The sequence below is a fragment of the Paraburkholderia sp. D1E genome, assembly GCF_052682275.1.
Genome location: NZ_JBQYMB010000001.1, coordinates 5923583 through 5937148 on the forward strand (window position 1 = coordinate 5923583; position 13566 = coordinate 5937148).

General features: G+C 61.4%; 13 protein-coding genes and 1 tRNA gene. 7 read left to right on the forward strand and 7 right to left on the reverse strand.

Going from position 1 to position 13566, the window contains the following annotated elements:
• Positions 1-4: 4 nt before the first annotated feature.
• From ACUN0E_RS26710 to ACUN0E_RS26730, 5 genes are all read right to left on the reverse strand, one after another.
• The gene (locus tag ACUN0E_RS26710) at positions 5-1051 is read right to left on the reverse strand and encodes an ABC transporter ATP-binding protein (protein WP_408391607.1); all 1047 of its coding nucleotides are present in this window, start codon (positions 1049-1051) and stop codon (positions 5-7) included.
• Positions 1048-1962, reverse strand: a complete 915-nt coding sequence (locus tag ACUN0E_RS26715; protein ID WP_445568462.1) for an ABC transporter permease — start codon at positions 1960-1962, stop codon at positions 1048-1050. Before ACUN0E_RS26715 ends, ACUN0E_RS26710 begins: the two co-directional genes overlap by 4 nt.
• 32 nt (positions 1963-1994) lie before the next feature.
• Positions 1995-2819, reverse strand: a complete 825-nt coding sequence (locus ACUN0E_RS26720) for an ABC transporter permease (protein ID WP_408391611.1) — start codon at positions 2817-2819, stop codon at positions 1995-1997.
• Complete coding sequence (locus ACUN0E_RS26725; protein ID WP_445568463.1) at positions 2816-3895, reverse strand: ABC transporter substrate-binding protein; 1080 nt, start codon at positions 3893-3895, stop codon at positions 2816-2818. Before ACUN0E_RS26725 ends, ACUN0E_RS26720 begins: the two co-directional genes overlap by 4 nt.
• A gap of 156 nt (positions 3896-4051) precedes the next feature.
• Complete coding sequence (locus tag ACUN0E_RS26730) at positions 4052-5122, reverse strand: substrate-binding domain-containing protein (protein ID WP_445568464.1); 1071 nt, start codon at positions 5120-5122, stop codon at positions 4052-4054.
• Positions 5123-5305: 183 nt separating this feature from the next.
• Here ACUN0E_RS26730 and ACUN0E_RS26735 point away from each other — a divergent pair.
• Positions 5306-5390, forward strand: a tRNA-Leu gene (locus tag ACUN0E_RS26735).
• 177 nt (positions 5391-5567) lie between these two features.
• Here ACUN0E_RS26735 and ACUN0E_RS26740 read toward each other — a convergent pair.
• Together ACUN0E_RS26740 and ACUN0E_RS26745 are read right to left on the reverse strand one after the other, a co-directional pair.
• The gene (locus ACUN0E_RS26740; RefSeq protein ID WP_445568465.1) at positions 5568-6185 is read right to left on the reverse strand and encodes a DNA-3-methyladenine glycosylase I; all 618 of its coding nucleotides are present in this window, start codon (positions 6183-6185) and stop codon (positions 5568-5570) included.
• Positions 6186-6409: 224 nt separating this feature from the next.
• Positions 6410-7045 carry a 2OG-Fe(II) oxygenase gene (locus tag ACUN0E_RS26745; protein WP_445568466.1) on the reverse strand — a complete coding sequence of 212 codons (636 nt, stop codon included), beginning with the start codon at positions 7043-7045 and terminating at the stop codon, positions 6410-6412.
• Between the two features lie 372 nt (positions 7046-7417).
• Between ACUN0E_RS26745 and ACUN0E_RS26750 the strand changes: the two genes are divergently transcribed.
• From ACUN0E_RS26750 to ACUN0E_RS26775, 6 genes are all read left to right on the forward strand, one after another.
• Positions 7418-8326 (forward strand): TauD/TfdA dioxygenase family protein, encoded by a 909-nt coding sequence (locus ACUN0E_RS26750; protein WP_445568467.1) that lies wholly within the window; start codon positions 7418-7420, stop codon positions 8324-8326.
• A gap of 53 nt (positions 8327-8379) precedes the next feature.
• On the forward strand, positions 8380-9417 hold the full coding sequence (locus tag ACUN0E_RS26755; RefSeq protein ID WP_445568468.1) for an ABC transporter substrate-binding protein: 1038 nt from the start codon (positions 8380-8382) through the stop codon (positions 9415-9417).
• A gap of 70 nt (positions 9418-9487) precedes the next feature.
• Positions 9488-10318 (forward strand): ABC transporter ATP-binding protein, encoded by an 831-nt coding sequence (locus tag ACUN0E_RS26760; RefSeq protein WP_445568469.1) that lies wholly within the window; start codon positions 9488-9490, stop codon positions 10316-10318.
• Positions 10315-11193 carry an ABC transporter permease gene (locus ACUN0E_RS26765; protein WP_445568470.1) on the forward strand — a complete coding sequence of 293 codons (879 nt, stop codon included), beginning with the start codon at positions 10315-10317 and terminating at the stop codon, positions 11191-11193. Before ACUN0E_RS26760 ends, ACUN0E_RS26765 begins: the two co-directional genes overlap by 4 nt.
• Before the next feature lie 259 nt (positions 11194-11452).
• Positions 11453-12859 carry a selenium-binding protein SBP56-related protein gene (locus ACUN0E_RS26770; protein ID WP_445568471.1) on the forward strand — a complete coding sequence of 469 codons (1407 nt, stop codon included), beginning with the start codon at positions 11453-11455 and terminating at the stop codon, positions 12857-12859.
• Entirely contained in the window at positions 12856-13542 is a 687-nt protein-coding gene (locus ACUN0E_RS26775; RefSeq protein WP_445570524.1) for a hypothetical protein, read from the forward strand. Before ACUN0E_RS26770 ends, ACUN0E_RS26775 begins: the two co-directional genes overlap by 4 nt.
• Positions 13543-13566: the final 24 nt, after the last annotated feature.

The window sequence follows — 13566 nt, forward strand, 5'->3', positions numbered from 1 at the left end:
CTCGTTACGATAGCGCAATCAGCGCGTCCTGCGCGATCGAAATCCCGACCGGTGTGCCGCGCGCGAGTTCTACCCGACCCGCCACGTCGATCAGCAAAGCATCCGGCGCGGCGCCACCGATCGTCAGCCGGGTGCGCTCGCCGAGAAACGCCGTGCTTTCGATATTGCCGCGCAACTGGGCGCTGGCCGGGTCGGCAAGATACGCGTCTTCAGGGCGGAAGAAAATTTCGTGTGCCGCGCTGGCGTGGGCGGGACCTGAGGGCAGCGGTACAGCACCGCCAGTCGTCGTCAGCAGGCCATCGCGCCGCTCGCCTGCCAGCCGGTTGATCGTGCCGACGAATTGCGCAACCGTGCGATTCGCCGGCCGGTAGTAAATGTCGCGTGGCGAGCCGATCTGTTCGATACGCCCCGCACTCATCACGACGATGCGGTCGCCCAACTCCATCGCCTCGGCCTGATCGTGCGTCACGTAGACGGTCGTGATGCCCAAGTCGCGCAGCAGCGTATTCATTTCGCTGCGCAAGGTGTCGCGCAAACGTGCATCGAGGGCGGTCAACGGTTCGTCGAGCAGCAGCACGCGAGGTTGCACGGCGAGCGCGCGCGCCAAGGCAACGCGCTGACGCTGGCCACCCGAAAGCTGATCGATGGATTTGTCCGCGTGCGCGGTGAGACGCATCATCGCGAGCAGTTCATCGACGCGTTGCCGTACAGCGTTCGCCGGTACGCGTTTGATCCTCAGCCCGTAGCCGATGTTGCCGCGTACGGTCAGGTTCGGAAACAGCGCGTAGCTCTGGAACACCATGCCGACCTGGCGTTTTTCGATCGGCAGCGTGGTGACGTCTTCGTCGCCGAACGCGATGCAGCCGCCTGCGTCGGGTGTCTCGAGACCCGCGATCATACGCAGCGTGGTGGTCTTGCCGCAACCGGACGGGCCGAGCAGCACCAGCGTCTCACCGGCGCCGATGCGCAGATCGAGCGGTTCGAGTACGCGCGTGCCACGAAACGTTTTCGCGCATTGCGTGAGCGTGATGGGAACGGAGTCGAGTTTCATGGCGTGGACGTTGGTATTGGCTTTGAACGGGCGGCGGCAATGCGTTTTTTCCCCGCACTGCGCTGGCCGGTCGCATCGACGCCGAGCCATTGCATTGCGACGAGTAGCGGCATCGTCATGATGAAAAACAGAATCGTGTAGGCGCTGCCGATCTCGATGCGTAACGACGCATAGGTGTCGGCGAGACCGACCGGCAGCGTCTTGGTGTCGGGCGTGTGCAGCATCCACGTCAGGTTGAATTCGCCGATCGAGAGCGTGAGTACCGCCAGCGCACCGGCGACGATTCCTGGGCGTGCATTCGGCAGCACGACCGTTATGAAACGTTGAAGGAAGCTCGCACCGAGGCTCGCCGCGCCTTCCTCGAGCGTGCGCAGATCGCTGCTCGCGCACACCGCTGCGACCGCGCGAACCATGAACGGCAGTGTGAACACCACATGCCCGACAACGATAAACGCGACGCTCATGCGAAACATCGTGAAGCCGCCGTAGACCACCAGTAGCGCGAGCGCGGAAGCGAGGCCGGGCAGGGCGATCGGCAGCACCAGAAATTCTTCGATGATGCGCGAGAGCCGCGTCTTGCTGCGCGCGAGCACGTACCCGGCGGGCACTCCGGTCAGCAGCGTAATGAACAATGTCGCCGCCGCCACTTCGAGCGAGAGAAACACCGAGTCGTGATACTGGGTCCACACTTCGCCAAGCCAGCGCAATGTGAGTCCGCTCGATACGCCTTTGAAGTAGTTGACTGTGAGCCCGGCCATGATCGACATCACGACCGGCACGATCAGAAACGCGCACAGCAGCAGCGTAACGAACCACTGACCGGCTGCCAGCCAAGTGCGTGAGGCGGGAAACCTGATTTGCCGCGCGCGCGGCCTGGTGGCCGGCCGGCTTGGAGCGCTAATGGAATTCATCGAAGTCTTGTCATCGGGTTTGGAAACACCGCTCATGCGCTTGCCGCGACAGCCGAGCCGCTCACGCTGCGAGCGAACGCCAGCACGGCCCATGTGACGATGCCGAGCACAATGGACAGGCCCGCTGCCGTCACCATGTTCGCGTTCAACGTGAACTCGGTATAGATGGTCATCGGCAACACATCGATGTCGGTGGCCAGTGTGAAGGCGGTGCCGAAGGCGCCCATCGCGGTCGCGAAACACACCGCGCCCGCCGCGATCAAACCTGGCGACAACGCGGGTAGGACGATGTCGCGCGTGATACGCCACGGCGATGCGCCGAGCGAGCGCGCGGCTTCTTCGAGCGAGGCATCAAGCTTGGTCGCCGATGCCATCACCGTGACGATCACGCGAGGAATCGAGAAGTACAGGTAGCCGAGAAAGAGGCCGCTCATCGAGTAAGCGAACACCCAGCGCTCACCGGTGAGTTTTAACGACAATGCGCCGATCAGACCCTGGCGTCCGGCCAGCATGATCACCATGAAGCCGACCACGACGCCTGGGAATGCCAACGGAAACGTCAGCAGGGCGAGCAGCGTGCGCTTGAGCGGAAACTCACGGCGCGCCAGCAGTAAACCGGCGATCACCGAGAGCACCAACGTCGTCGCCGTGACCGCGGCGGACAACACGATGGTCGCGCCGAGGCTCGACATGTAGCGCGGATTCGTCAGCATCGCGCGATAGGTTGCGAACGCGTGGCCGTCGCCGCTGATTTGCGCGAGCGCCCCCATTGGCAGCAGCCAGAACGCGATGAAAACCACCAGCGCCGGCGCGATCAATGCGATGCGCCAGCGCAGCGGGAACGTGACGTCGTTCAATGCATCACCTGTAGATAACGCTCGCCGAAGCTCGACTGCTTCTCGGCCATTTTGCCGAAGTCGACTGGCTTGGCGCGGGCATAATCGCTTGCGGGCAGGAATTTAGCGGCGGTTTCCGGGCTCATCGCATTCGCGCGCACCGGACGCAGATAGGCTTCGGCCCACAGCTTCTGGCCTTCATCCGACAGCACGAAATCCAGCACTTTCTTGCCGTTCGCGTCATGCGGCGCGCCCTTCACGAGACTCATCACGTACGGTACCGAGATCGTGCCTTCCTTCGGAATCACGAATTCGACGTTGGCGTGATCCTTGTACTTCGCGCGGTAGGCGTCGAAGTCGTAGTCGAGCAGGATCGGGATCTCACCGGACATGACGCGCGCATAGGCGGTCTGCTTCGGCACGATCGGCGCGTTGGCCTTCAGCTTGCGGAACCAGTCGAGGCCCGGCTCGAAGTTATCGAGCGTGCCGCCGAGCGCCTGATTCACCGCGACAGCGCCCGCATAGCCGACAAACGCGCTCGACGGATCGAGGTAACCGATCATGCCTTTGTACTCAGGCTTAAGAAGGTCGGCCCACGAACGCGGCACCGGTTTGCCTTCGAGCGCGTCCTTGTTGACGAAAAAGCCCAGCGTTCCCGAGTGGATCGTGAACCAGTAGCCTTGCGGGTCCTTCATGTTCGCGGGGATGTCGTCCCAATGCGCGGGCTTGTAAGGCTGGATGACGCCTTTGTCCTTCGCCTGGAAGGCCGACGACACGCCGAGATACACCACGTCCGCGACCGGGCTCTTCTGCTCGGCCATCAATTGCGCAATCGATTGGCCGGAGTTCTTGTTGTCGAACGGTACGCGGATGCCGGTCTTTTGCTGGATCGCCTTGATCTGGCTCGCCCAGTCGGCCCATTCGGGCGGGCAGTTGTAGCAGATGGCGGTTTCGTCGGCGTGGGCTGCTTGCGGCGCGAGCGCTGCGAGTGCCGCGGTGACGATCATGCCAGCCGGGAGCGCGGTTGCCGCGGTGCGGGCGACGCGGCGCCAGAGCGGTTTGATCGATGAAGTAAAGCGTGTTGAAGAGCGGATCACTGCGGGTCTCCTGGAGCGGAAGAGGGCGGGTGGTTCGGCGTTGTTCGAACTGGATGATTCAACGGCGGCCTGACAACGGGGCATGGCGAACGGTTTGTGAAAACGACTGATGCAGTGAGTTGGTGCATCGAATCATGCAAAGACTCATGTGGTGGCTTATACAAAAGGCCTCTCGACCGATACCGAGGCATGCGCCGGCGGCTTTTCGTTGCTGTTCGAAATCGCCGCGATGGTGGCGCCTTCGCGCAGGCTGTGCGGCAACGTCAGCGTGAGCGACGTTTCACCTGATGTATCGTAGGTGCCGGTTACGCGAGCCAGCAAACGCTGCCAAGCGGCGCAGCCGATCTCACGATTCGGCGCGCAGATACTTGCCAGCGGCGGCGATAGTAGTTCGCCCATCGCGAGTCCGTCGAAGCCGAGAATCGACATGTCGTGCGGAATCTGCAGACGCGCACGGCGCAGGCCGCGCATCACGACCATGGCGAGCAGATCGTTGCTGCAGAAGAGGGCAGTCGGGCGGTTCGGGCCGCTGGTCAGATGAGCCAGCACGGACGGCGACAGTTCGTCGGCGTTGAAATCGACTTCGAGCGGGGGCGCGGGGGTAAGACCGGCTTGTTGCATCGCCTGCGCGTAGCCGAGATGCCGCTGACGGGCACGGTCCGAGGCGGCAAGCGTCCCGGCGAGCATCAGGATGCGGCGATGGCCGTGCGCGATCAGCATGCGCACGCCATCGAACGCGGCGAGGCGGTTATCGACCGAGACCGATGGACGCCGCACCGTGTCGTTATGTATCAGCACATAGAGCAGGCCGGCGCGGTCGAGTTCGTCGAGCAGCGGATGCGTGTCGGCATCGGCAACGGTCAGGATCAGGCCTTCCACACGATGTTCGCGCAGTGTTTCGATGGCGTGGCGTTCGCGGTCGGCATCGTACTGGGTGGTCATCAGCATGAGCCGGTAGCCTTGCGCCGCAGCGAGCTCGTCGATACCTTGCAGGCATTCGGCAAAGACGGGATTGGCGAGCGTTGGCAGGATCACGCCGATGAGGCGGGTGCGCTCACCGCGCAGTTGCCGCCCTAGCGGGCTGGGGCGGAAATTAAGGGCGTCGATGGATTGGCGCACTGTGTCGAGCGTGACCGGGTTCACGGTGTGCGGCGCGTTGATCGCGCGAGAGACCGTGGCGATGGAAAAGCCCGCGTGGGCGGCGACATCTTTGATCGTCGGGATCATGGTTTCCGCTCGGGTTGTAAACGTTTTCGTGAGCGGATTATCGGGAAGGTTTGTGACTCCCGGATGACTCTGACTTTTGTGCTTGCGGGATGGGAGGCGGTGTGCGCTGCGGCTGGATTGCGCAGGTTTGGTGCGCTCGCCGGGCAATGGTAGAATTCGCGTCCACGAGCGGTTCTGACCCCTGCCGGGGTGATGAAATTGGTAAACATAGCGGACTTAAAATCCGCCGCTTAACAGCTTGCCGGTTCAAGTCCGGTCCCCGGCACCAGAAAGTGTTCCACCCGATTCCTGGAAATTCCTTAAACCCTTGATGCAGCAATGCTTCGAGGGTTTTTTATTTCCAATGAGTTCCATGGAGTGCTATTGCCATCCGGGGTATTTTTAGAGTATCTGCCGAATTCAATACCCTTCTTGCTCCGTCTGACCGTCAGCAACCTTTTGCCGGTCACCCGGCCGGCCAGACTCCGGAACTCCCACGACGGTGACTGTCCAGCAAATGCGTGTCGATAATCCCTACAGCTTCCATCAGCGCGTGCATCGTCGTGGGGCCGACGAACGAGAAACCCTTTTTACGAAGTGCCTTGCTCAGTGCGGCCGACTCCTCGGAGACTGTGGGAACTTCGTCAATCGTTCGGGGACAAGGCGTGCTCGCCGGTTGAAATGACCAGATCAACCTGGCGAGACCTCCGTCCTGGCGCAGCTCGATCGTTGCGATCGCGTTTTTTATCGTCGCCAGTATCTTGGCGCGATTGCGTATGATGCCGGAATCGGTGAGAAGACGCTGCACGTGCTGCTCGTCGAACCGCGCGACTGTGTCGGGGTCGAAGTTGCAGAATGCGGCACGAAATGCGTCCCTCTTCCTGAGAATCGTCGCCCACGACAGGCCTGACTGGAACGCCTCCAGCGAAAGTCTTTCAAACAATCCTCTTTCATCTCGTACCGGCATCCCCCATTCAGTGTCGTAGTAGGCGCGCAGCATTACGTCAACCGCTGCCCATGGAGGCCGGGCCAGACCGTCATCGCCGATGACAACACTTCGCGTAGCAGCAGGCGAATTGTTCACCTCGTTCCGTCCGCTCCTGCGAGCCGATTTCGCCGTCGCTCCCAATTCAATTCTCCGTTCCCCAAGTTCCACCGCGTATCTTAGCCTCGGCCGCAAGATTCGAATCGAAACCTTTCACACCGGCACCTTCGTGACCGTACATTTAGATCCCAGGATTCGCCGATACAGCAAACTCCGGGTTGCGTAGAGATTAGCCGGGTGCGAGTGCACGAAAGCCAGCGAGATCACGCGCGGCGTCTGAACCACCCGGTGAGGGACAGGCGGTCGCGCGTCGCGGGCAATACCTCGTGCAACATATCGGCGGATAGAAACACCGCGATCCGGCTGCCAACCGGAGCGATATCCCGCATGCTCAAGCCCTCTGGATGCAGTCTTAATGCACCGCCATGCTCAGGCAGCCAGTCGGCATTCAGATAGACGACGATCGACACCGTGCGGCTGTCGTCGTGGCGAAACTGATCGCGGTGTTGCAGATACGAAGCACCTGGCGTGTAGAACGCGAAATGGCTCTCGTATTCTTCGAGTCCCAGAAACAGCCCGTGATTCAAGGCGATACGCAGCGCTTCCATGATCGCGAGGTACCGGTCGCAGGCTTCGGATTGACCTGCTTCCAGCCACTGGATCTGGTCGCCGCGGATGTTGGGTTGGAGCGAACGCGCCGCGCCCTGGCTGACACGGGCAAGTGTGAGCATCCCGGTTGCTGCAAGCGTCGAACATTCCAGCGCCAGCGCGAGTGTCAGATCCGGCGGAAAAAAATTGTCCTGTTCCGACCAGCCATGCAGATGAAGGTCATCCACGATTCGTTGATGCCCTTCATCTCCGCGCGCATCGGAATGCGCCGGTGAGTATGATCGGTTCACTGCCTGTTCCTTCGAATGAAGGTGCTGGTTGGGAATTCGAACTGTCGTCCGGGAGATATGAGAGAGGCGGGGTCTTCTGTGCACCCGGCTGCTGTCAGTGTGATGTCAACGGGTGGACTATACGCGTCTGACGAGCAGAATTGACCGCGAGCTTACGCGATGCTCGTTCTGGCTGACGCACCCAATCGATAAATCCCAGCATGTGCAGCCCCGGTGCGCGCGCTGCCCGCAGCGCGTTAAAGCATCGGGTTTATCACTCCAGCAGATAACCGTATCGGATTTGCTTCGTTGTCGTCGCGCGCGTGCGCGGGTAAATTTGGCTGACTTCGCCTTCGCCGGCGCCCTCCGAACAGATTCGACGAAGAGTTTCCTGTGACGACTGCCTTTGCCCCCACCGCCACCAGCGCTGCTGGCCGTGCTAATCAAACTCAGCCCATCGAAATTCGCGCTTTCGACGGCCCCGTCGGCGCGGAAGTTCTGGGTCTCGATCTCGACCAACCGCTGGGTCAGGATGATTTCGCACGCATCCACCGTGCGCATCTGGACCATCACGTGCTGGTGTTTCGCGATCAACGCATCACGCCGGATCAGCAGATTGCCTTCAGCCGCCGCTTCGGCCCGCTGCAGATTCACGTACTGCATCAATTCCAGTTGCCAGGCTACCCGGAGGTGCTGGTCGTCTCGAACATCGTCGAGAACGGCCAGCCGATCGGTCTTGGCGACGCCGGTCATTACTGGCATTCCGATCTGTCCTACAAGGAGAAGCCGAGCCTCGGTTCGCTGCTGCATGCGCAGGAACTGCCTTCGGAAGGCGGCGACACGCTGTTCGCCAACATGCATCTCGCGTGGGAAACCTTGCCGGCTCACTTGCGTAGCGCGGTGCAGGGGCGTTCGGCGGAGCACACGTATCTCGCGAAATATGCGGAATTGCAGAAACGCAGCCCATGGCGGCCGAATCTGTCGGCGGAGCAGATCGCCCAAGTGAAACCGGTGGTGCAGCCGATCGTGCGCACGCATCCTGAGACCGGGCGCCGCGCGCTCTTCGTCAGCGAGCATTTCACGACCCGTGTGATCGGCCTGCCGGAAGACGAGAGCAAGTCACTACTCGAGGAAATTTTCGCGCATAGCGTGCGCCACGAGCACCTCTACCGGCATCAATGGGCCGAACACGACATGGTGTTCTGGGACAACCGCTCATTGATGCATCTTGCAGCCGGTACGCCCGATCATCTGCGCCGCAAACTGTATCGCACGACGATTGAAGGCGACGTGCCTTTCTGACGGCAACGCCGCCCGCCTTGACCACTATCCCATGCTGACCGGAGTTCCGATGCTTGCCAGGTTTCGCCCGACCGCTCTTCGGTCGTCTTTTGCCCGCATCGCTGCTTACCTTATCGGTGGGTGCGGCCGGCTTCGGCGCAGCCGTGCCCGCCCGTGCCGAAGGCCAGATCCGCGTGGCCGAACAGTTCGGTATCGTCTATTTGCTGCTGAACGTGGCGCGTGACCAGCAGTTTGTCGAGAAAGAAGGGCGTAAGCAGGGGCTCGACATCAAGGTCGACTGGGTGAAACTATCGGGCGGTGCCGCCGTCAACGATGCGCTGCTCTCCGGTGCGGTGGATATCGCCGGTGCGGGCGTCGGCCCCTTGCTGACGATCTGGGACCGCACGCACGGCAAGCAGAACGTGAAGGGCGTGGCGTCGCTCGGTAATCTGCCGTATTACCTCGTCAGCAACAATCCCAATGTCAAGACGATCGCCGACTTTACCGAGAAGGACCGCATCGCGGTGCCGGCGGTTAACGTGTCGGTGCAGTCGCGCGTGCTGCAATACGCGGCGGCGAAGCGCTGGGGCGACAAGGATTACAACCGCCTCGACAAGTTCACGCAGGCGCTGCCGCATCCTGACGCCGCAGCGGCGATCATTGCGGGCGGCACGGAAATCAGCGGACACTTCGGCAATCCGCCGTTTCAGGAGCAGGAACTCGCCGGCAATCCAAAGGCGCACATCGTGCTGAATTCGTATGACGTGCTGGGTGGGCCGAGCTCGGCAACCGTCCTGTACGCGACGGAAAAATTCCGCGACAACAATCCGAAGACCTACCGCGCATTTGTCGATGCGCTGGCGGATGCCGCACGCTTTATCTCGGCGAATCCCGACGCCGCAGCCGATATCTACATCCGTACGAATCAGTCGAAGATCGACCGTAATCTGCTGCTGAAGGTCATCAAGGATCCGCAGGTGCAGTTCAAGGTCGCACCGCAGAACACGTTCGGACTCGCGCAGTTCATGTATCGCGTCGGCGCCATCAAAAACGAGCCCAAGTCATGGAAGGACTATTTCTTCGACGACCCGGCGACGGCGGCAGGAAGTTGAGCATGACTTTCTTCTTGAGCTTCGACGAACATAAATCGGCCCGCGTGGTCAGCTCACAGGGAGCGATCTGATGGTGGCAAATCCCACGCTGCTGTTTCCAGGCCACACTGAGCAAGCCGGTCCGGCGACCAGTGAAAGACTGCTCGCGGTCGAGAATGTCAACCTCGAATACCGCACGCGCGAGCGGATCGTTCGCGCGACTCATGACGTGAGTTTCGATGTCTACGGCGGCGACCGCTTCGTGCTGCTGGGACCATCAGGTTGCGGCAAGTCGACCCTGCTCAAAGCCGTGGCCGGGTTTATCGAGCCGACCTCCGGCAGTATCTCGCTCGACGGCCAGACTGTGCGAGGCCCCGGTGCCGATCGCATCGTCGTGTTTCAGGAATTCGATCAGTTACCGCCATGGAAGACGGTACTGCAGAACGTCGCCTTTCCATTGCGTGTAGCGAAGAAGCTTTCGCGCGCGGAAGCCAACGGGCGTGCGCTCCATTATCTGGAGAAGGTGGGGCTCGCGTCGTTTGCGAAGGCCTATCCGCATACTTTGTCGGGCGGCATGAAGCAGCGCGTCGCGATTGCGCGTGCACTGGCGATGCAGCCACGCGTGCTGCTTATGGACGAGCCGTTCGCCGCACTCGATGCGCTCACGCGCCGCAAGATGCAGGAAGAACTGCTGCGTCTGTGGGAAGAAGTCAACTTCACGCTGCTGTTCGTGACGCACTCGATCGAGGAAGCGCTGGTGGTTGGCAACCGTATCCTGTTGTTGTCGCCGCATCCCGGACGTGTGCGTGCCGAACTCAACAGCCATCAGTATTCGCAGGATAGTTTCGGGCGCAGTGATTTTCAGCGCAGCGTCGCGCGTATTCATCATCTGTTGTTCGAGCAGACGGAGGCCGTGCAATGAGTTCCCCCGCCACCTTGTTGCCGCCGGTTCGCGAGGAGTACGAGCGTCCGCTCGAACCACTCGGTGAACTCGTGCTTGAGGCACCGCTGCCGCTCGGCAAACGCCTCTACGCGCAAAGCTGGTTGCGCAAGACGCTGATCGCGCTGGTGTTGATCGCAATCTGGGAAATCGCCGCACGCGTGATCGATAACGATCTCCTGCTGCCGACGTTCGGCGCGACATTCAGTGCGTTCGTCCAGGGCGTATGGTCCGGCGAGTTGCTGCAGAAAACGGCTGTGTCGATGTCCGTGCTGTTGCGCGGCTATCTGCTCGGCGCCGCATTCGCGTTCGTGCTGACCTCGCTTGCCGTGTCGACGCGCCTGGGGCGTGATGTTCTGTCGATGCTGACGGCGATGTTCAACCCGTTGCCTTCCATCGCGCTATTGCCGCTCGCGTTGCTCTGGTTCGGTCTCGGCACCGGCAGTCTGTTGTTCGTGCTGGTCCATTCGGTACTGTGGCCGCTGGCGCTGAACACCTACTCCGGTTTTCAATCGGTGCCGGCTACGTTGCGAATGACGGGGCGCAACTACGGGCTCACGGGCATACGCCATGTGCTGCTGATTCTGGTGCCGGCGGCGTTGCCCGCGATTCTGGCTGGCTTGCGGGTGGGTTGGGCCTTTGCGTGGCGCACGCTGATCGCTGCCGAACTCGTATTCGGTGCGAGTTCCGGCAGTGGTGGGCTTGGCTGGTATATCTTCCAGAATCGCAACGAGTTGTACACGGATCGCGTTTTCGCAGGGCTAGCCGCGGTCATCGTGATTGGTTTGCTGATCGAGCATCTGGTGTTCGATACGCTCGAGCGCGTGACTGTTCGACGCTGGGGCGTGCAGCACTAACGGTCCGAAGCCCGCGACCACTATAGTGTAGAAAAGCACTTGAACATGACGAAACGCGACGCTTGCCAAAGTTGGCGAAACTCTCAGTTGCGCTTGCTGCTACTGTGCACTACAACTCTTAAGCTGCGCCGCGGCCTGCCACCGGCGCGCTGAGCATCTCATTGACAAACGACGGTTCGCAACAAGGCGTGCGACCCGTTGGGGACTGTGAGTAGACGAGCGCCTTGGGCCCTGAACCAGATAGAAGGAGCGTCCCGTCATGCTTATGCGCCCAGATCCCACTTTCCACGCGTCGCCGAAACTCGCGATGGATGCGCCAGCGGAAGACTTCGCCTACACGCTGCTGCTCAGCCCCGATTTCTCGCAGCCTGACGCGCTCGCCGTCGTGGACGTGAAGGCCGGCTCGCCGACCTATAGCCAGGTGGTTCACACGGTGCCGGTGCCTAACAAAGGAGACGAATTCCACCACTTCGGATGGAATGCCTGCTCATCGTCACTGTCGCCGCTGACCGGCCACGCCTTTCTCGAACGGCGCTATCTGATCATTCCGGGAATGCGCTCCTCGCGCATCTACATCGTCGACACCAAGCCTCATCCGACCCAGGCGCGAATCCACAAGATCATCGAACCTGAGGAAATTTTCAACAAGACAGGCTACTCGCGTCCGCACACGGTCCATTGCGGGCCTGAAGGAATCTACGTCAGTACGCTCGGTGGCGGTGGGAAGGATGGCACAGACGGTCCTCCGGGCATCTTTATCATGGACTGCGAGACGTTCGATGTTCTCGGCCGCTGGGAGATCGACCGCGGGTCGCAGGAGAAACACTACGATTTCTGGTGGAACCTGCCGCGTGACTACATGGTGTCGAGCGAGTGGGCGTTGCCGCCGCAATTCGAGAACGGAATCGTCCCGGAAGATCTTCTGTCGAACAAGTACGGGCACCACATCCACTTCTGGGATCTGCGGGCGAGACGCAACGTGCAGACGATCGATCTCGGCGCGAACCACCAGATGGCGCTCGAAGTGCGGCCCGCGCACGATCCCAGCCGGGAGTACGGCTTTATCGGCGTGGTGGTCGACACGACGAACCTTGAAGGATCGATCTGGACCTGGTGGCGGGAGGGTGGCAAATTCCACATTGAGAAGACCGCGACCATTCCGCCCGAGCCCGCAGCCACGGAATTGCTTCCACCGTTGCTTCAGGGATTCGGTGCGGTGCCGCCGCTCGTCACCGATATCGATCTCTCCATCGACGACAAATTCCTGTACGTCGCCTGTTGGGGAACCGGCGAGATGCGCCAGTACGATGTGACGGAGCCCCGGAAACCGAAGCTCACGGGATCGGTCCACGTCGGCGGGATCGTGCGGCGCACGCCCCATCCGAACGGTAAAACCTTTGCAGGTGGTCCGCAGATGGTCGAGATCAGCCGCGACGGGAAGCGCGTCTACTGGACGAACTCACTTTACTCGACCTGGGACAACCAGTTCTACCCGGACGGCGTGCCGGCGGCACAGGTCATGGCTCGGGCTGAACCGGGCGGTGGCCTCGCGCTGGCCGACGATTACTGGGTAGCCTTTCCCGACGGATACCGGGCTCACCAGATCCGGCTCGAAGGCGGTGATTGCTCGACCGATTCGTTCTGCTATCCGTCGGTGGGGGTTTGATCGGGGGCGGCTGGCCGCAGACCAGCCTTTGGTTAGCTGTCGCGGCGAGTGGTTTTTATCACGGGCTCAACCCGGCGATGGGATGGCCGCTCGCCGTCTCGAGCGGGCTAATGGAGAGACGGTCACGGGCGCTGTTCTCCGCGCTCTTATACCTCGCGGCGGGGCACGTGTTGGCCATGTTCGTGGTAATGGTGCCCTTCGCCATGCTTGCGATCCTGCTCGCCTGGCAGCGCGAAATCCAGATTGGCGCGAGTGTGCTCGTCATTGGCTTTGGTGCCTTTCTTCTGATCTGGCGGCGTCATCCGCGTGTACTCGCGCGGATCCCCCCGTCGCGGCTTGCGCTCTGGTCCTTCGCTGTTGCCATCGCGCATGGCGCAGGACTGATGCTTGTGCCGATCTACCTCGGTCTTTGCCGGCCCTACGACAGCGATCAAGGGCATCAGGCCGCACGGGCCCTGATCGACGCCAATCTGGGCATGGCGCTGCTCGTTTCTGGCGTCCATGCCACCGCCATGATCGTGGTCGGTGGACTGCTGGCCTGGTGGGTCTACCGCTACGTGGGGCTGAAGTTCGTGTCACGGAGCTGGTTCAATCTGGACGCAGTCTGGGCATCGAGCCTCATTCTGGTGGGTACGCTCTCATTGGTATTCAATACCCTGGTATCAGGCAGCGAGGGGCGATAGTGGCGAGCTTGCGTCGACGTGGCG